The 18,425-nt window shown below is 62.6% G+C and carries 19 protein-coding genes, 1 pseudogene and 1 riboswitch; of the genes and pseudogenes, 9 read left to right on the plus strand and 11 right to left on the minus strand.

Translation table 11 applies throughout. From position 1 onward, the window contains the following. Positions 1-61 precede the first annotated feature (61 nt). The 6 genes from cobW to F3Y30_RS15630 form a co-directional block, all read right to left on the minus strand. Complete coding sequence (gene cobW / locus F3Y30_RS15605) at positions 62-1,111, minus strand: cobalamin biosynthesis protein CobW (protein WP_203423639.1); 1,050 nt, start codon at positions 1,109-1,111, stop codon at positions 62-64. 5 nt (positions 1,112-1,116) lie between these two features. Beyond that, on the minus strand, positions 1,117-1,641 hold the full coding sequence (gene cobU, locus F3Y30_RS15610) for a bifunctional adenosylcobinamide kinase/adenosylcobinamide-phosphate guanylyltransferase (protein WP_203423640.1): 525 nt from the start codon (positions 1,639-1,641) through the stop codon (positions 1,117-1,119). Beyond that, entirely contained in the window at positions 1,641-2,402 is a 762-nt protein-coding gene (locus tag F3Y30_RS15615) for a CbtA family protein (protein WP_203423641.1), read from the minus strand. Before F3Y30_RS15615 ends, cobU begins: the two co-directional genes overlap by 1 nt. 12 nt (positions 2,403-2,414) lie before the next feature. Beyond that, entirely contained in the window at positions 2,415-2,591 is a 177-nt protein-coding gene (locus F3Y30_RS15620) for a CbtB-domain containing protein (RefSeq protein WP_203423642.1), read from the minus strand. A 43-nt stretch (positions 2,592-2,634) separates the two neighbouring features. Next, a riboswitch (cobalamin riboswitch) is annotated at positions 2,635-3,000 on the minus strand. A gap of 87 nt (positions 3,001-3,087) precedes the next feature. Beyond that, a complete protein-coding gene (locus F3Y30_RS15625) occupies positions 3,088-4,830 on the minus strand; it encodes a peptidoglycan-binding protein (RefSeq protein WP_203423643.1) in 1,743 nt (580 codons plus the stop codon). A 195-nt stretch (positions 4,831-5,025) separates the two neighbouring features. Beyond that, entirely contained in the window at positions 5,026-6,486 is a 1,461-nt protein-coding gene (locus F3Y30_RS15630; RefSeq protein WP_203426638.1) for a cobyric acid synthase, read from the minus strand. A 781-nt stretch (positions 6,487-7,267) separates the two neighbouring features. Between F3Y30_RS15630 and F3Y30_RS15635 the strand changes: the two genes are divergently transcribed. The 4 genes from F3Y30_RS15635 to F3Y30_RS15650 all read left to right on the plus strand — a co-directional run bounded on the left by F3Y30_RS15635 (position 7,268) and on the right by F3Y30_RS15650 (position 11,371). After that, positions 7,268-8,263, plus strand: coding sequence for a glycine betaine ABC transporter substrate-binding protein (locus F3Y30_RS15635; RefSeq protein ID WP_203423644.1), 996 nt, complete (start codon positions 7,268-7,270; stop codon positions 8,261-8,263). A 348-nt stretch (positions 8,264-8,611) separates the two neighbouring features. Continuing rightward, positions 8,612-9,658: a glycine betaine/L-proline ABC transporter ATP-binding protein gene (locus F3Y30_RS15640; RefSeq protein ID WP_203423645.1), complete on the plus strand. Its 1,047-nt coding sequence runs from the start codon at positions 8,612-8,614 to the stop codon at positions 9,656-9,658. A gap of 183 nt (positions 9,659-9,841) precedes the next feature. Continuing rightward, positions 9,842-10,861 (plus strand): betaine--homocysteine S-methyltransferase, encoded by a 1,020-nt coding sequence (gene bmt, locus F3Y30_RS15645; protein WP_203423646.1) that lies wholly within the window; start codon positions 9,842-9,844, stop codon positions 10,859-10,861. Between the two features lie 162 nt (positions 10,862-11,023). After that, positions 11,024-11,371, plus strand: coding sequence for a hypothetical protein (locus F3Y30_RS15650; protein WP_203423647.1), 348 nt, complete (start codon positions 11,024-11,026; stop codon positions 11,369-11,371). 18 nt (positions 11,372-11,389) lie between these two features. On the opposite strand, the gene F3Y30_RS26410 is transcribed toward F3Y30_RS15650, so the two are convergent. The 4 genes and pseudogenes from F3Y30_RS26410 to F3Y30_RS15660 form a co-directional block, all read right to left on the minus strand. After that, complete coding sequence (locus tag F3Y30_RS26410) at positions 11,390-11,608, minus strand: phosphodiester glycosidase family protein (protein ID WP_246752759.1); 219 nt, start codon at positions 11,606-11,608, stop codon at positions 11,390-11,392. A gap of 104 nt (positions 11,609-11,712) precedes the next feature. Further along, positions 11,713-12,132 (minus strand): annotated as a pseudogene (locus F3Y30_RS26730) (hypothetical protein); the annotation flags it as partial. Between the two features lie 143 nt (positions 12,133-12,275). Continuing rightward, positions 12,276-12,977 (minus strand): ferredoxin, encoded by a 702-nt coding sequence (locus F3Y30_RS26420; RefSeq protein WP_246752989.1) that lies wholly within the window; start codon positions 12,975-12,977, stop codon positions 12,276-12,278. Positions 12,978-13,075: 98 nt separating this feature from the next. After that, the gene (locus F3Y30_RS15660; RefSeq protein WP_203423648.1) at positions 13,076-14,650 is read right to left on the minus strand and encodes a trimethylamine methyltransferase family protein; all 1,575 of its coding nucleotides are present in this window, start codon (positions 14,648-14,650) and stop codon (positions 13,076-13,078) included. A 324-nt stretch (positions 14,651-14,974) separates the two neighbouring features. On the opposite strand from F3Y30_RS15660, the gene F3Y30_RS15665 reads away from it, so the two are divergent. Beyond that, positions 14,975-15,673, plus strand: a complete 699-nt coding sequence (locus F3Y30_RS15665) for a B12-binding domain-containing protein (protein ID WP_203423649.1) — start codon at positions 14,975-14,977, stop codon at positions 15,671-15,673. 57 nt (positions 15,674-15,730) lie between these two features. On the opposite strand, the gene F3Y30_RS15670 is transcribed toward F3Y30_RS15665, so the two are convergent. Then, complete coding sequence (locus tag F3Y30_RS15670; RefSeq protein ID WP_203423650.1) at positions 15,731-15,889, minus strand: entericidin; 159 nt, start codon at positions 15,887-15,889, stop codon at positions 15,731-15,733. A 17-nt stretch (positions 15,890-15,906) separates the two neighbouring features. Between F3Y30_RS15670 and F3Y30_RS15675 the strand changes: the two genes are divergently transcribed. From F3Y30_RS15675 to F3Y30_RS15690, 4 genes are all read left to right on the plus strand, one after another. Beyond that, the gene (locus F3Y30_RS15675; RefSeq protein ID WP_203423651.1) at positions 15,907-16,545 is read left to right on the plus strand and encodes a DUF1638 domain-containing protein; all 639 of its coding nucleotides are present in this window, start codon (positions 15,907-15,909) and stop codon (positions 16,543-16,545) included. Positions 16,546-16,647: 102 nt separating this feature from the next. Further along, positions 16,648-17,445, plus strand: coding sequence for a formyl transferase (locus F3Y30_RS15680; RefSeq protein ID WP_203423652.1), 798 nt, complete (start codon positions 16,648-16,650; stop codon positions 17,443-17,445). A 108-nt stretch (positions 17,446-17,553) separates the two neighbouring features. Next, positions 17,554-17,856, plus strand: a complete 303-nt coding sequence (locus tag F3Y30_RS15685) for a virulence factor (RefSeq protein ID WP_203423653.1) — start codon at positions 17,554-17,556, stop codon at positions 17,854-17,856. Further along, positions 17,849-18,424: a methylenetetrahydrofolate reductase C-terminal domain-containing protein gene (locus F3Y30_RS15690; protein WP_203423654.1), complete on the plus strand. Its 576-nt coding sequence runs from the start codon at positions 17,849-17,851 to the stop codon at positions 18,422-18,424. Before F3Y30_RS15685 ends, F3Y30_RS15690 begins: the two co-directional genes overlap by 8 nt. Position 18,425: the final 1 nt, after the last annotated feature.

Consider the following 18,425-nt stretch of genomic DNA (forward strand, 5'->3'; position numbering starts at 1 on the left):
CTGCCCCTCGCTTGCAGGAGGGGCTTCGGAAGACCTTCTTGCCGACGCGGCCACGACCGCCTCAGACCGCCGCAGCGATGGCGGCGCGAACGGCCTGCTCGTCCATGTCGTGCAGACCGATGACGACGAGCCGCGTGCCGCGTGCCTCGCCGGTCGCCCAGGCGCGCTCGAAATACTGGTCGATGCGGCTGCCTACGGCCTGGATCAGCAGGCGCATCGGCTTGCCGGGCACATCGGCGAACCCCTTGAGACGCAGGACGTCATGCTCGGCGATGATGCCCTTCAGGCGATCGATGAAGGCAGCCGGATCGGAGACCGGGCCGAGCTCGACGACAAAGCTGTCGAATTCGTCGTGATTGTGCTCCTCGCCTGCCTCGTGCTCGAGTTCGTGGTGGGATTTCCGGTTGGCGATGTCATCCTCGGTTCCAACGCCGAGACCGAGCAGGACGGCCGCGGCAACCTCGCCGTTCCGTGCCTCGATGAGAGTCGGGCGACGCGCGGTGCGGGAGGCAACCTCCTTGCGCACGGCCGTGAGCCCTTCCGCATCGATCAGGTCGGTCTTGTTGAGGACGATCAGATCGGCGGCCGTCAGCTGATCCTCGAACAGTTCCTCGATCGGGCTTTCATGGTCGAGGTTCTCGTCGTTGACGCGAATTGCATCCACCTTGTCGTGATCATCGGCGAAGCGGCCTGCGGCAACGGCTGCGCTGTCCACCACCGTGATCACTCCATCAACCGTTACCTGGGTCTTTATTTCCGGCCAGTTGAAGGCGGCGACGAGCGGTTGCGGCAGGGCGAGACCGGAGGTCTCGATGACGATGTGGTCCGGCCGGTTTTCACGCTCCAGCAGCTTCGACATGGTGGGAATGAAATCGTCAGCGACGGTGCAGCAGATGCAACCGTTGGTGAGTTCGATGATGTCGTCCTCGCTGCACGCCTCGGCGCCGCAACCCTTGAGAACGTCGCCGTCGATTCCGAGATCGCCGAATTCGTTGATAATCAGCGCAATACGCTTTCCGCCCGCGTTCTGGAGCAGGTTGCGGATCATCGTCGTCTTGCCCGCACCAAGGAAGCCGGTGATGACGGTTGCGGGAATCTTCTCCTGGAGCATTGTGCTCAACCCTTCATTTTCAGCGGCAATCCGGCCGCGACAAAATAGACTTCAGTGGCCATCGACGCCACCATCTGATGTAGCAGGCCTGCATGGTCGCGGAATTCGCGTGCCATGCGGTTCTCCGGAACGATCCCCAGTCCGACCTCGTTCGAGACGAAGACGATGCGGCCGGGCGCCTGTTGCAGTTGCGACGCAAGTCCGGCAAAGGCCGCACTGACGTCGCGATTGTCGAGCATGAGGTTCGTCACCCAGAGCGTCAGGCAATCGACGAGCACGGCGCGATCAGGTGCGGCAACAGTCGCGATGGTCTCCGCCAGCTCGAGGGGTTCCTCGTGGGAGACCCAGTCGGGGCCGCGCCGTGCCCGGTGCTGATCGATCCGCGTCCGCATCTCATCGTCCCAGGCACGTCCCGTCGCGATGTAGTGCATGGCAAGGCCGCTCGAACGGACCAACCCCTCGGCAAAGGACGACTTGCCGGAACGCGCACCGCCCAGAACCAGGACGGCCCCGGGCGATACGCTGGTCATCAGGCTGCCTTCGCAATCTTCTCGTTGGCAAGGCCAAGCGACAGGCCGAGAACGATCCAGAAGAACAGCGTCGTGGCGAGTGCGGCGACTGCGAACTCGGCTCCGAGGACTGCCGGTACCGCACTTGCGATGTCGGTCGGCTGCGGTGCACCATAGACCTGTGGCGCGGCGATGAGCACGACACCGGCGATCTTCGCGACAAGGCCGCTCTTGAGGCACAGCAGATAGATGCCGACGGCGGAAAGAACGACCGTCGCAATCCACCAGACCTGCCGATCTGCAAGTTCTGCGGCCGGGAAGCCCGGCAATTCAGGAGGCAGTCCGATCGCCGGAAGCATATGGACTGCAAGCCAGCCGCCCGCGCCCCACAGCGCGCCGTTCGAAAGGGTGATTGCATTGCCGGTTACGAGGCTGACGCCCGCGAGCAGCAGGGCAAACCCGGCACCCGTCACCAAATTGGCGAGAAGCGTTCCGGAGAAGCGGCTCATGCCGAACATGATGCCTCCCTCTTCTTCTTCGTGGCCCTCATGCGCATAGGCGGGAGTCACCGGCGAGAAGTAGGAGACTGCTTCGCCGATGATCGCACCCAGGGACAGGCTCGAATGCTCCTGCACTTCGCCCGCGGCGGGCGCAGGCTCCTTGCCCTCGTATTCCTCGGCATGGAGGATCAGCGGAACGACGCGAAACTCCTGGGCGGCCGTCATCAGCACGCCAGAGAACAGCCCGGCCACCAGAGCGGCCAGGAGATATTTGACGATCATGATGGAAACTCCTTAGTGGCAGGGAAAGCCGTAGGAGTGACGGGTGTCGTGCGCCGTGTCGTGCAGAACAGACGAATTGGCGAGCCCCGCCCCGAACACCAGGAAGCCACCGATCAGAAGAGCGGCGAGACCGGCGAGCAGACGATCGTTGAGAGAAAGAGAAAGGGTAGACGTAGTAGACGCAGCCATGACAACCTCCGTGCTGGCAACGGGGAGAACCCCCAATCGGGCACCATGCCCTTCATTGGTTGGCAGGTCTCCTGGCTCGCGGCGTCAGGTGCGCGAACGCACCGGCGGGACTTCCTCGCCTTCCCGGGTGTGATCGCATTGCGAAAGGCGGACGATTCGTAGAAAAAGAGGCGTCCAGCCCGGTTTATCACAATGCCACCCAGTGGCTTTTCCGATGATCCGGTTTGGCCAACCCGGGGACACCATGTCTCCGCGCCGCCTTTCCGAAACGCCGGATGGAAATCCCTCGCCACTCTACAGTCGCGGGGTCGGCTGTGATTGCAGTGCCCGATATGGGTCCACCCTCTCACATTCCCATTTACTCTCCATTCCGTTTCCGGATCGGAGAACCATCCAATTGATTGGATGATTATGCCTGCGTGGGTCGGAAGTCAATCGACACCGCGCGCCACCGCCTTTGCCGATAGCGCCTGAACCACGCTCGTCATCCCGAGCGTCAGTACCCGGGAATGACCATCACACTGCCGCCATAGGCTGGGCCGTCATAGTAGCCGTCGACAGGACCCTCGTAGTAGCCGTCGACCGGACCTTCGTAGACGTCGTAGCGGCGATCGTAGGCAGGAGGTTCCCTGTAGGTATTGCGCCGGGCGACGAACTGCGCCGATTCGCGAAGTGCCCGGAACTGCCTGCGGCTCAAATATCCGTCAGCAGCAAAGCCGTTGGAGGATTGCCACCCCGCAATCGCCGACCGCGTGCGCGGCCCGAAGACGCCGTCCGCGCCATAGGTCTCGAACCCGAGAAGGCTCAGCCAGCGCTGCGCCTGCACGCGATTACCCGGAGAGAGATGAGCCTCCCGGCTGTCGACATAGGCCCGTGCGGTCTCACGCTTGCGCAGCGGCGCGGTCGCGATCACATCATTGGCACTGTCGTCACCCTGCGCTTCCGCACCATCGTTTTTGCGCCGTTCGAGAGCACTCAGCCTCTGTTGTGCCTCTCCGGCGAAGCGACCCTGCGGATAGGTCTCGAGATAGGCCTCGAAGGCCTTGGGCTTTCCATCGAGAACGGCCTTCTCCCAGCGGTCGTTCTCGATCTTGGCGAGGCGTCTGGCCTCCTGCTTTTCGGCTGCGGCCTTCTCCTTTGCCGCAGTCTCCTGCTCGGCCTTCATCTGATCGGATTCCGCGTTCGCGCCTGCGATCGCCGGTTCGTCTTCGGCAGGAGCCTCTGCATCGGCGGTGGACTGCTGTATGCTCGTCACGCTATCAGACTCGGCAGGTGTTTCTTCTTCCGCCGCGGCCCTCACGCCCTCTTCGGCAGCGGCTGCACGCTCCGCGGCTTCTGTCCGCGCACGCACGGCTGCCGCTTCCTGCTCCACCTTCGCCTTTTCAGCCACCTCGGCGGCCTCCTGCTCGGCCCTCACCTTTTCGGCAGCGGCCTGTTCGGAGCGCTGTTTCTCGGCCTCCGCCTCGGCGGCCTTCAGCTTTTCCTCGGCTTCGCGTTCGGCGGCGAGACGAGCGGCCTCCGCTTCCCGTTCAATTCTTGCCTTTTCGGCTGCCGCCTGCTCGGCTTTCGCCTTTTCTTCAGCTTCGCGCTCTGCCTTGAGCTTTGCTTCAGCGGCTTCCTGTTCGGCTTTCAGTTTGGCGGCAGCGGCTTCCTGTTCGGCCCTTGCCTTTTCGGCGGCTGCCTGTTCGGCGCGCGCCTTCTCCGCAGCTTCCTGTTCCGCCTTCAACTTCGCCTCGGCGGCAGCGGCTTCTGCCGCGGCAGCCTTCTCGGCAGCGGCCTGCTCGGCCCGCGCCGCTTCTGCCCGTGCCTTTTCAGTCGCAGCCTGTTCGGCGCGTGCCTTCTGGGCGGCAGCCTCTTCCGCGCGTTTGCGCTGCTCCGCTTCCGACTGGACCGCACCGCCGGATGCGTCCTGACCAGACGTCACGTCGCTGGTCCCAGCCCCGGCCTTCTTGGCCGCGGCCTGCTGGGCAGCCTTCAGCTCGGCAATCCGCAGCCTCGCCATCGAAGCGAAAGTACCCTTCGGATAGGCTTCGAGATAACCTTCATAGGCTGCCAGATCGCTACCCGATGACACTTTTTGCCAGAGGGAGAATTCGGTCTCCCACTTCTTGCTGGCGCTTCCGACCGTGCTTGTTGCGCCCGACGTATCGGCCGCGGACGCGGGAGCCCCGACCAGCGACAGGCCGACGAAGCCTGCAAGCCCGATTTTGGCAAAACGTCCAATCTGTCCGGATGTCATCGTTCTTCCCTTCGATGGCAATCAAATAAACTCACCGGCCGCCGGGCGCTGGCCCAAGCCGGATGCACGCGATGCTTGACACCGGAATCTGGCGCAACTTTGGTATCCCTGGTAACAAACCATTGCCTTTGGTTTCCTTGTGAGAAGCCTCATGACAATGACGTTCGGCGACAGCCACATAATCATCCGCAGGCATCAATTGGTGCCAAGAATTCCGTCGAGCCAGTCCGGATCGAGCGCTCGTTCCAGTTCGCCGGCAAGGCCGTTCAGCGCATCGTCCACGGTCTTCCTGTAGTCGACTGCCCCTCCGGTGATGCCGAGTTCAGCAAGGAGCGCCGCCCGGTATGCGTCGCTTGCCAGGATGCCGTGCAGATAGGTTCCGACGACCCTGCCATCAGGTGAAATCGCTCCGTCCGGCCGGCCGTCGATTGACACCGACGCCCGGGCGCAGTCGGCTCCCCTCGTATGGCCAAGGTGGATCTCGTAGCCCGAAAGCGGAACGTCGTACTGGAGGGAGCGTGCCTGGCTGTTGCGAACCGTCTTTTCCGGCGCCATCTCCGTCTCGACATCGAGAAGGCCGAGCCCCTCGACCTCGCGGACGTTGCCTTCGGTCCCGAGGGGATCCGTCACCCGCCGGCCGAGCATCTGGTAGCCGCCGCAGATCCCGAGAACACGGCCACCGCGCCGCATGTGCTGGTCGAGGTCGCGGTCCCATCCCTCGGCGCGGAAGTCGAGGAGATCGGAAATGGTCGACTTCGATCCTGGAAGGACGACGAGCCCGGCATCGGCGGGCAGTCGCTCGCCGGGACGCACGAAGATGAGCTCGACATCCGGTTCGGCCTTCAAAGGGTCGAGATCGTCGAAATTTGCGATCCGCGACAGGACAGGCACGGCCACCTTCAGCGCGCGCCCGGTTCCTTTCGACAATCGCTCGAGGACGACGGAGTCCTCCGCGGGCAGCCTTCCCGCCTCCCTCAGCCAGGGCACGACGCCGAAGCAGGGCCAGCCGGTAAAGCGCCGGATCTCGGAGAGGCCATCGTCGAAGAGGGTGACGTCGCCGCGGAACTTGTTGATCATGTAGCCGGTGATCATCCGGCGATCCTCGGGCGAAAGGATCGCATGCGTGCCGACCAGCGACGCGATGACGCCGCCGCGATCGATGTCGCCGACCAATACGACCGGAACGTCGGCCCGTGTCGCAAATCCCATGTTGGCAATGTCGCCCGGCCTGAGGTTGATCTCGGCCGGCGATCCGGCTCCTTCGACGACTACCAGGTCGGCCCCGTCACAGACGGCGTCGAAGCTCTCCATCACGCTGTCCAGCAACTGTGGCTTCAGCCGCTGATAGTCCCTGCCGCGCGCCTGTCCCCAGACCTTGCCCTGAACAATGATCTGGCTGCCGGTTTCCGATTGCGGTTTCAGGAGCACCGGATTCATGTGCACGGAGGAAGGGACCCGGGCGGCAAGCGCCTGAAGCCATTGCGCCCGGCCGATCTCGCCGCCGTCAGCGGAGACCGCGGCATTGTTCGACATGTTCTGCGGCTTGAACGGCCGCACGGCGAGGCCCCGGTTCGAAGCGATCCGGCAGAGACCGGCGACAAGCACCGTCTTTCCGACATCCGAGCCGGTCCCCTGAAGCATGATCCTGCGTGTCATGAACGTTCCGTAGCATTCGACCCGCCACGCGCAAAGACCTGTTTTCGTCATGCATTTTCCCGGTGGCGCTCTGTGGCGATCAGGATGCCGCTCGGCAACACAGCAGACGGCGCACAGCGAGCAGCCGGAAAACGAGAGAGCCGCGCATGCCTTCCGGCAATGCGCGGCCCACCAAAGAACGCATGGCAATCCCGCAAATACGCTTCGGGATCCAATCGCTCCGGTACGCACTACCTGATCCGGAACGAGCGGCGGTTGTCCCCCGCCGTCAGAAACAAATAGACGGACATCGTTACCGGACGGTTATTGAGACGTTAAGCAATGATGAACGGCGAAAAATTCGGAAGAGCCCCCAGAAGGCCCCCTGCACGATCTCAGCGGCGTTGGCCATGATGGCAAAATACTCGTGCCGAACGATGCGGCTCGGGTATAGCGGCCATCTATTCTGCTTACCTGGAAGGCATCTGCCAACTCTCCGGGCACCGACAGATCGCATGTCGGGCGACGGCGTCGTGGACTTCGCCCCTGGGGTGAACGCGGGTAGCTCAGAGGTTGATTTCTCTGCCGGAACCCTTACGCTTGCCCTTCGATACGAATGAAGCATGGCCGGCGACATGGTTCCGCCGGAGAGAAGACGAAGCATCGCTGCAAGCGGGAAGCAGGCACGCCTGACCTGGCGGTCGCGCCTTGGGCCCGCCGGCATTCGACAGGCCAATGCTTTACCGTCTTGCATCCGCCAGCGGGATCGATTGCTGCAAGAGGACTGGGAGGTCTTGAACAGATGAGGAAGCTGCTTGCTTCGATCCTCCTTGCCACCGGCCTGCTCGCGCTTGCAGACGTCGCTGAGGCTCAGTGCGGCAACGTATCGATTGCCGAAATGAACTGGGCCTCTGCAGGGGTCGCCGCGCATGTGGACAAGCTGATCCTCGAGAAGGGCTACGGCTGCACGGTCACGCTTGTGCCGGGCGACACGATCCCGACATTCGCTTCCATGAACGAGAAGGGAGAACCCGACGTCGCGCCGGAATTCTGGGTCAATTCGGTTCGCACCGCGCTCGGCACGGCGCTCGCCGAAGGTCGCTTGATCCAGATGGCCCCGTTGCTTTCCGAAGGCGGCGTCGAGGGCTGGTGGATCCCCAAATTCCTCGCGGACTCCCATCGCGAGATCAAGACCGTTGCCGACGCGCTGAAGCATCCCGAACTTTTCCCCGACCCGAAAAACCCCGCAAGGGGTGCCATCTACAACTGCCCGTCAGGCTGGAGCTGCCACGTTTCGACCGCCAATCTTTTCAAGGCGACGGAGGCTGAGAAGGCGGGCTTCGACCTGATCGATCCCGGCTCGGCCGCCGGCCTCGACGCCTCGATCGCCAATGCGTTCGAGGAGAAGACCGGCTGGCTCGGATATTATTGGGCGCCGACTGCGGTTCTCGGCAAGTACGACATGGTGAAGCTCTCCTTCGGCCTGGAGCACGACACCGCCGAATGGGACAATTGCACCTCCGTGCCGGACTGTCCCGCCCCCAGGATCAACCCCTACCCGACCTCGGATGCCTTCACGATCGTGACCAGCGCCTTTCCGAAAAAGGCAGCAGTAGCGATGGATTACATGGGGAAACGCCAGTGGGATAACAGGACTGTCGGCAAGGTTCTTGCATGGATGGACGAGAACCTCGGCACGAACGAGGCCGGGGCGAAATACTTCCTCGAAACCTATCCGGAGGTGTGGACAGCGTGGGTCTCACCCGAGGTCGCAGAAAAGGTAAAGGCTGCGCTTTGAGAAACAGGGAGATTGCGGCGCAACGGCCTACTTTGAAACGGCCATGCGGTCGGCACTTCAGGTTTCAGGTCGATTGGCAAAAGCCAGGTCGCAAACAGTACAATGATCAATAACGGTTCGTGCAACACACATTGGTGAACACCGGCTACGACAAGAAAAAAACTGCGAGCGGCGCATTGCGCCTACCTCATGTGGCAACAGCCACGCTGCGCCGGGATCAGCTGCAAAAACTGAGGGGATAAAAATGGCTCCAGACTACCCACAGGCTCCTCGATCCGAGGCCAGGCTCCTGCCCGATCCTGCCGGCCGCGTAAGCAGCCCCCGCAGCAACCAGATCGGAGAGATTTGATGGCCAGCCACTCCATCGAGGTGAAGAACCTCTACAAGATCTTCGGGCCCCGCGGAGTCGACTTCGTCGACAAGGTGAAGCAGGGCATGGGCAAGGCCGAGCTCAACCAGACCTACGGCCACGTTCTCGGCCTGAAGGACATCAACATCTATATGCCGGCCGGCGGCGTCACCGTGGTGATGGGACTTTCCGGATCCGGCAAGTCGACGCTCATACGCCACATCAACCGGCTGATCGACCCGACAGCCGGCGAGGTGCTCTACGACGGCGTCGACGTCTGCAAGATGAACGAAAACGACCTCAGGGAGTTCCGCCGCCACAAGACCGCGATGGTATTCCAGAAGTTCGCGCTCCTGCCGCATAGAACCGTGCTCGAAAACACCGTCTACGGCCTGGAAATCCAGGGAGTTCCGGCTGCGGAGAGCGAAAAGCGCGCCCGTCAGTGGATTTCCCGTGTCGGTCTTTCTGGCTTCGAGAACCACTATCCGAACCAGCTCTCCGGCGGCATGCAGCAGCGCGTCGGCCTTGCCCGCGCACTGACCAACGATGCCGACATCCTTCTCATGGACGAAGCGTATTCGGCTCTCGATCCCCTGATCAGGGTCGACATGCAGACGGTGCTTCTCGATCTCCAGAAGGAACTGAAGAAAACGGTGGTGTTCATCACCCACGATCTCGACGAGGCGCTCCGCCTCGGCGACAAGATCGCGATTCTCCGGGACGGTCAGGTCGTGCAGCAGGGCACTGGCCAGGAAATCGTTCTGAAACCAGCCGACGAATACATCACCGCCTTCGTCAAGGAGGTCAACCGGGGCCGCGTCATCAACGTGGAGACGATCATGTCGCCCATGGCCGGCAACCCGGAAGGCATGCCACTGGCGAAGGGAACCGTGCTGGAGACGGCAGCCCGCGAGATGACCGCATCGAACCTTACGGTCGCCCACGTCGTCGACGAGGCACGCCGGCCAATCGGCGCCATCAATCTCGCCGCGATCATATCGTCAATGGTGACACCGACCAGCCATGACGACCGGGCTGCGGCCTGAAGCGACCGGTCCGACGACCTTCGTCTTGACCTTCGGCCGGGCGGACGGCTGCCCTGTTGCGACGGCCGTCCGTGCGATGCTCCTCGAAATCGCGCATCCCGCCGCGGTTTCGTGTGCAGCTTTGTTGCAAGAACATAAAGACATCTTTATATGTCCCTCAGCCTTGAAACCGGGAAAAGCCTCATGTCCGCCGCCGCCAATGCCCTTTCCGCCCTGCTTGCCGAAAAGCCCTTCCTGCTCGCTGACGGGGCGACCGGCACGTCGCTGTTTGCCATGGGCCTCGAGGCGGGCGAAGCGCCGGAGCTCTGGAACGAGGCCAAGCCCGAGAACATCACCAAGCTGCACCAGGACTTTGTCGATGCCGGCGCCGACATCATCCTGACCAACACTTTCGGTGGCACCCGCCACCGCCTGAAGCTCCATCACGCCCAGGACCGCGTTCATGACTTGAACCGCAGGGCCGCCGAGATCGCCCGCGCGGTTGCCGACAAGGCGGAACGCCGGGTCGTCGTCGCAGGGTCCGTCGGGCCGACCGGCGAACTGCTGGTCCCGCTTGGAGCCTTGACCTACACGGAAGCCGTGGACGCCTTCGCGGAACAGATCGAAGGTCTGAAGGCCGGCGGTGCCGACGTCGCCTGGATCGAAACCATGTCTTCGCCCGAGGAGATCCGCGCGGCCGCGGAAGCAGCCACCAAGGTTGGCCTGCCCTTCGTCTATACCGGCTCGTTCGATACGGCCGGCAAGACGATGATGGGCCTCCACCCGAAGGACATCCATGGCGTCGCGTCCGATGTCGGCTCCGGGCCGCTGGCGGTGGGCGCCAATTGCGGCGTGGGCGCCTCCGACATCCTGTCCTCGCTTCTCGACATGACGGGCGCCGATCCGTCGGCAACGATCGTCGTGAAGGGCAATTGCGGCATTCCGGAATATCGCGGTGCCGAGATCCACTATTCCGGTACGCCGCCGCTGATGGCGGAATATGCCCGTCTCGCCCGCGATGCCGGTGCGCGCATCATCGGCGGCTGCTGCGGAACGTCCTGCGAGCATCTTGCTGCCATGCGCCAGGCCCTCGACGCGCATGAACCCCGCCCGCGTCCGACGCTCGACGTGATCGTCGAGAAGATCGGGCCGCTGCGCAACAAGACTGCAAGCGAAAGCGCCGCCGCCCCTGCGCGCGAGCGCGGCAGCCGACGCCGCGGATAAGGCGAGCCCGCTCATTCCGTGAAATGTTAGAGGGCGCCTGGACGCAAGAAGCAGGGCCTATAAGGCAGCCTGCGTGAAGCTTGCGTCCTCGCTCGGCCACCCTTGCGACGCCCATGCCGCCATTCTATCCAGAAGTCCCATAGATTCGCCTGGAGAAAACCAATGAACGCAGGGCTCGCAGCCTTTCCGGACCGTGATACGGTCGCAGACAAGCTCTCGTCCTTTTCCGATGCCGACCAGGCCTTCGTCCGGCTGTTGCTCGAAAACCCTGCCCAGGACGAAAACCTGCTCGAGGGCCTGAATGTCTACCTCGATCGTGCAGCACAGGCTAAATTCCTGAACTCGCTGAAGCTTGAAAAGCTGGGCATCTGGCTCGGCAACGAGGCCCCTGCCCGGCTGCAGATGCGGCTGACGGAAACAGGTCGCTCCAGCCAGCACGCCGCCTACGGCGCCTTCCGCAACGGTCTCGCGGCCTCCGGAGGGCTGGAGAGGGCCTATCCGAAGGTGTGAGCCGTCCCGGAGGGTGCATCAGAACGGAAGTGTTCCGACCACCGCGATGACAGTGCCCATCACGGCGTGGGAGTCGTTTCGACTGATCGCAGGCGCGTAGAGACTGGAGATGCTGCCGTCGAGATAGAGTGCATCGCGGCAGCCGAGTTCGTCTCTGAACAGCGTTGCAAAATCATGAAATCTGACGGCATGGCGCGATATGGCGAAGACCACGTTGCCGTTGCCGTCGATGCCCACGCCGTTTCGCAGGTTAAGGCTGTCACTTTTCGGCAGGAACCGCGGATGTATGCGCCCCCCACCACAAGCATCGGGCCTGACTGGGTGGCATGAAGCGGCTCCAGTCCGGCCCTGGCAAAAGCATCGCTCTCCATCACTCCCGCCCTGCCGCGCTCGACAAAGAAGACGCCGTTCGGCTTCAGGAAGAAATTTCCGGAGCCGCTGTCGCGGTTGAGCGGCGAAATCTCAACGCCGTTCTCTACGAGCAGTCCGACGGGGCGGTAGTCGGGATGGTACATGCCGCCATTCATGCCGAGGATCATGTATTCCCGTTCCTCTCGCAGCATCCCCCTGACCGATCGATAGGTCTCCGGCTTGCCCGTCTCACGCACACCGTAGATGCGCAGCGCATCACGCGACGGATCGAACGTGCAGACGATGTAGTCCTGCTGGAGGTGGTTCACGGAGCGGCATGGGGACGCTGCTGAAGCAGCGGAAGCACAGGCGAGCGTGACGAGAATGATGATCGAGGCGAGCGTCCGCATGTGTTGTCCTTCGGTGCGTCGGGGGCAAGCTAGGGCAACGAAGGGCTGTGTCAAATCCCAATTGGAAAATCATCCGGCGACAGATCGGTGCGGACAAGAGGTCTGCTCGAAACTCCTGCCCGTATCCCTGACCGGACGGTCGCTCAGACGTCCAGGGCCGCCATGTGAAAGCGAATCTGCTCCGCGCCATAACGATAGCCGCTCCCCACCGGACAGGCGCTGCGTGCGAGACAACCCCCATCGAGACAGCCCGTCCTCCCCTCAGACGTGGCCAGGTGGGATCGGCAGCGTCCGACATCGAATCCTCCGATCGTGAGGGCGCTCGCCGGACAGTGGCTGATGCATGGTTTAAAAGCACAGGCATCGCACGGGTGAGTGCGTGCCCGGGGTGCCGGCGATTCCGATGCCGATGCGAAGCCGAGTGCGCCCCTGTAGCCGTGCCATAGGCCGTACACGGGATGAATGAGGATGCCGAGCGGTGACGGCCGCATGGCCTCGGACCTCATCGCCCATTGTTGGAAGGGTTGCCATGGCTGGTCGGAGGGAAACCAAGCGGTCCCTCCGAAACGATGGGCAACCGGGCCGATCACCGCCTTTGACCAGGTGTCGAGGGGATCGCTGCCGCCTCGGTCCCGCTGCCCCTCGCGCCATGCGCTGAATGCGGCCCACATCGAACCGCCGATGTTGCCTACGAGAACCACACCAGCTGCCGGCCGGCCGTCGGCAAGAGCGGGCACCGTCTCGCCGTCCGTAAAATCGAAGCTTCCGCGCAAAAAAAGACCGTGCGGGCGCAGGGCCGCACGGATCTCTTCAATTGGGGGAGGATCGTCCCTCACTTGGGCAATGCCCCCTTCAGTTCATAGTGCGGGCGCCAGACTTCCTTCTGGATCATGTCCGCAACGCGCGCCGCCCCGCCTTGCTCCCTGGCGTGGTCGGGAGCCTTTCAAGTGAAGGCGTCCGGCATCGATTCCTTGCGCTTCGCGATATAGTCAAGCAACGCATCGTCGATCGCGGGATCGAGATAGGGTGCCTCATAGCTGTCGAGCCAGCTGCGGCAGAGAGCGTTGGCGCGCTGCTCGATCCGCTTCTGACCTTCCACTTCCCATTGCTCGAAGGAGTTGTTGTCGGCGAGGGGCGAGCGGTAGAAGGCCGTCTGGAAATTCGCCTGCGTGTGCGCGCAGCCGAGATAGTGGCTGCCAGGCCCAACTTCGCGGATAGCATCGAGCGCCTGCGCATTTTCAGAAAGATCGATGCCTTCGGCCATCTTCTGCATCATGCCGAGCTGGTCCTGGTCGATCATGAACTTTTCGTAGGACGAGACGAGGCCGCCTTCCAGCCAGCCCGCCGCATGCAGCACGAAGTTCGTGCCGGCCAGCAGCGTCATGTTCAGCGTATTGGCGGATTCATGCGCCGCCTGGGCGTCCGGAACCTTGGAACCGCAGAGCGATCCACCGGTACGGAACGGCAGTCCGAGCCGGCGGGCGAGCTGTGCTGCGCCATAGGAGACGAGAGACGGTTCCGGCGTGCCGAAGGTCGGCGCACCCGACTGCATGGAGATAGAGGCGGCGAAGGTGCCGAAGAGCACCGGCGCACCCTTGCGGATCAGTTGCGTGAACGCCGCACCCGCAAGAACCTCGGCCAGGATCTGCGTGAGCGTTCCCGTTACCGTTACCGGGCTCATCGCGCCAGAAAGGATGAACGGGGAGACGACGCACGCCTGATTGTGGCGGGCATAGACCTTCAGCGCTCCGACCATGGTCTCGTCGAACACCATCGGAGAGTTGGCGTTGATGAGGTTCAGCGTGACCGTGTTGTTCTCGACGAAGTCGTCGCCGAAGACCAGCTTCGCCATGGCAATCGTGTCTTCCGCGCGCTCCGGCGCGGTGACCGATCCCATGAACGGCTTGTCGGAATATTTGATGTGGCTGTAGACCATGTCGAGGTGACGCTTGTTCACCGGGATGTCGACCGGTTCGCACACCGTGCCGCCCGAGGAATGCATCGACGGCGCCATGTAGGCGAGCTTCACGAAATTACGGAAATCCTCGATCGTGGCATAGCGGCGGTTGCCCTCCAGATCGCGCACGAAGGGAGGTCCGTAGACCGGTGCGAATACGGTCGCCTTGCCGCCGATGGGCGCGCTGCGCTCGGAATTGCGCGCATGCCAGGTGAACGTGGACGGAGCCGACTTCAGGAGTTCCCGGCACAGCCCCTTCGGAAAGTGGACGCGTTCGCCCTTGACGTCGGCGCCGGCCTCCTTCCACAGAGCCAGCGCTTCGGCGTCGTCGCGAAACTCGATGCCGATCTCCTCGAGCACCCTGTCGGCGTTGCGCTCAATGAGTGTCAGGCCCTCCTCATCGAGAACCTCGTACTCGCGAATCTTGCGGGTGATGTAGGGAAGCGACGGTCCGGGACCGCCACCCGTGCGTGACGCGCGTCTCGCCGCAGCACCCCGCCCCTCGCCGCGCGAACGGCGACCGCCGCCTTCACCCTCTACCCGTTCAGAGACATCCGCCATGATCCGTTTTTCCTCACCATTCCAGCGCTCGCGGCGCCCACTCTTTCTATGCTACCAACCAGCGAAGTCGGGACGGTTCTTTATGCGCCAAGGCGTGGCGCACGCGGGATACCGCCGAGGGCGTCGTAATCTGCATCTTCTTCCCTGCGCAACTAAGGATCAATGCATTGACGTCATTGCCTGATCGAGTTGCACAGCTTTTGCTGGTCGTTTTTTGTCTCGCGCGACGTCGCTTTCAAAATTGGATTTTGAGGCTATCATCGCTAACACTGTGTTGGGGGAGCCGGCCCTTCAGCGCCGCACCATGGAGTCGAGGAACAAAACATGTCTGATGATGAAATCATTCTTGCGGATCTCTCCGACGAAGAACTCGTGCAGCAGATGCACGACGACCTCTACGATGGCCTGAAGGAGGAGATCGAGGAAGGTACGCACATTCTTCTCGAACGCGGCTGGGCGCCGTACGACGTCCTGACGGACGCGCTCGTGGAAGGCATGCGGATCGTCGGCATCGACTTCCGCGACGGTATCCTGTTCGTGCCCGAAGTGCTGCTTTCAGCAAACGCCATGAAGGCCGGCATGACAATTCTTCGTCCGCTCCTTGCCGCGACCGGCGCCCCGAAGCAGGGCAAGATGGTCATTGGCACGGTCAAGGGCGATATCCACGACATCGGCAAGAACCTGGTCGGAATGATGATGGAAGGCGCCGGCTTCGATGTCATCGACCTTGGCATCAACAATCCCGTCGAGAACTACCTCGAGGCGATCGAGCGCGAGAAGCCCGACATTCTCGGCATGTCCGCCCTTCTGACGACGACCATGCCCTACATGAAGGTCGTGATCGATACGCTGAAGGAAAAGGGAATGCGCGACGATTACGTCGTTCTCGTCGGCGGCGCTCCGTTGAACGAGGAGTTCGGCAAGGCGGTCGGCGCGGACGCCTACTGCCGCGACGCAGCCATCGCTGTCGAGACCGCGAAGGAGTTCATGCTGCGCAAGCACAACACGCTGGCCGGAGCCTGATATCGCGAAAGTAAGCGCCCAAGCACTTGCCTGGGCGCTTCCTGTGCGCATATCTGCTTACTTGGCAGCGTTAGCGACGCTCCTTCCGGCATCCTCCGTCGCATCGACCGCATTGGCCGTATCCTTGCCCATGCCGCGAATGGTATTGCCGCAAGCGCTAAGCGCGAGAAGGGCGGCGAGAATGATACTGATCTTGGTCGTGTTTGCTGCAATCATGGTCGGAGTCCCTCTTTATGGACAGGTTTGACGCAGAACTTCGGATCGAAAGCCCAAGCGGACAACGCGCGGAAGGCGAAAAAGTTCGTGTTATCGCCTGCGGCGCGATCGCCCGCGAAGTGCTGGCCGTCTGCAAGGCCAACAGACTCGATCATATCGATCTTCAGTGCCTGCCTGCAATCTGGCACGCGCATCCGGAACGCATTGCGCCCGGAGTGGAAAGCGCGATTCGAGATGCCCGGAACGAGGGTTTCTCGCGCATTTTCGTCGGCTATGCCGATTGCGGCACGGGCGGAATGCTCGACCTGCTCTGCGAGCGCGAAGGCGTCGAACGCATCGCCGGGCCTCACTGTTATTCCTTCTTCGTTGGAAACGACACGTTTGCGGCACAGGACGACGACGTCACCTCGTTCTTCCTTACCGATTTCCTCGCCCGACAATTTCGCGCCTTCGTGGTGGAACCGCTCGGTCTCGACCGGCATCCTGAGCTGAAGGAAATGTATTTCGGCAACTACCGCAAGCTCGTCTACATCTCGCAGATCGAGGACGCGTCACTGGCCGAAAAAGCCCGTGAGGCGGCCGACTACCTCGGCCTCGAATACGAGTATCGCTTCACCGGTTACGGCGACCTGACGGCAGAGCTGCTGCGCGCATGAATGCCTTATTCTGTCCGTCCCTGCACGATTGCTGCGCGGAAGCCTCTCTCCCTTAAAGCCTTCATAAACAATTCCTTTTAAGGTCCGGGCAGGAGCTGCCCCATGACCGCAACATCGAACACTTCAAACCTTCGCGGGACATCCCCCGTCGCTGTCCTGATACAGCCCGGATCCAATCCCGAGATCATCGTCAACGCCATCAAGGCGGAGTTTCCCGATCTCGTCGTGATCGAGGAGCAAGGGGAGTCCAAGGGCGTCTTCGTAAAACGCAGGGCCCGCAAGCTCGGATGGATACAGGCGCTCGGGCAACTCGCGACCATGATCGTCTCGAAGTTCGGCAAGCGCTTCACGAGCAGGAGGTCCGACGAGATCCTGCGGGAATACGGGGCCGACAGCCGCCGCGATCCATCTCTGCGCCGGGTGCAGGTCGCCTCCGCGAACGCCCCGGATTTCGCAAGCGTGATCGGGGAGTTGCGTCCAGCCGTGTTGTTCCTTGTCAGTTGCCGAATGCTGACAGCGCAGACCCTTGCCGCAATCCCCTGCCCGGTGCTGAATTTCCATGCAGGCATCAATCCACAATACCGCGGGCTCCAGGGCGGCTACTGGTCGAGGGTCATGAAGGACGAGGAGAACTTCGGCGCGACCGTGCATCTCGTCGACGCCGGCGTGGACACCGGCGACATCCTTTACCAGACCCGCATGCGCCCTTCTCCGCGCGATACGATGCACACCTATCCCCTCCTTCAGACGGCCGCCGGAACGGGTATCGCCGTCGCCGCTGTGCGCGATGCGCTGGCGGGCGACCTCAAGCCCTTCAAGATCGTTGCACCCTCGCGCCAGTGGTATCATCCACCGATCTGGACGTGGCTTTGGAATGGTCTCACGCGCGGCATCTGGTAGTTTTCTCCCGACCTGACGAGGCACGTCGCTTTTGAGCGAGGTGCGGTCGTGGCGAGTGCAGCCCGCGTGCCGGGCTATCAGCATTGTCAAGGCGAGGAGAATTCGAACATGGCAGATCGCATCGTCGTTTATTGGCGGGACATTCCTGCACAGGTCATCATCAAGCAGGGTCGCAAGACCGCCAAGCGCGAACTGACCCTGCGCTTCACGGAAGCGATCGACATGTGCGCCATGCGCACCGGCGCCGCCGAGACGGACGACTATCTCGCCGAGTGGCGCAAGGCCGATCCAGTGGCCGTCGGCGACGATCTCGAAGCAGAGGCCGACCGCGCCGCCGCCGAACTGGAGGCCGCCTACGACAAGGAGCGGCTCGTCGCACTCGTGAAGGCGGGAGGCCGCGACAATGGCTGACCCGAAGCCCGGCAACGCAGCGCCTGCCGCCAAAGCCGCAACCGGGGCCTACACCCCGGCGGGGGTATCGCCCAGCCGTCGCGCTCGCCACAAATACACGGTTCGCCTCTGGGCCGTCCGTCATTCGCGCTCGCTCGAATGGTTCTACAGTCGGTTCGCCGACGCCTTCCTGCTGCTGCATCCGCTTTGGAAGATGTTGGGCTACAACCGCGTGGAACGCCCGATCACCTTCGTGGAGCGGCATGTGAAGGGCTTCCTCTTCGACTGTCGCATGTGCGGCCAATGCGCATTGTCTTCCACCGGCATGTCGTGCCCGATGAACTGTCCGAAGCAGTTGCGCAACGGCCCCTGCGGCGGCGTCCGGGCCAACGGCAATTGCGAGGTCGAACCGGATATGCCCTGCGTCTGGGTGCAGGCCTGGAAGGGGTCGCAGAATATGGTCAAGGGAAATGCCATCATGAATGTCCAGAAGCCGGTGAACCAGTCCCTGCGCGAAACGTCGTCCTGGCTGCGGGTGACCGCCGAGGCGGCTGCCGCCCGTGATGCTGCCGCTGGAAAGGACGCGTGAC

Origin of the sequence: Sinorhizobium sp. BG8, assembly GCF_016864555.1 — a bacterium.
Classification (GTDB): domain Bacteria; phylum Pseudomonadota; class Alphaproteobacteria; order Rhizobiales; family Rhizobiaceae; genus BG8.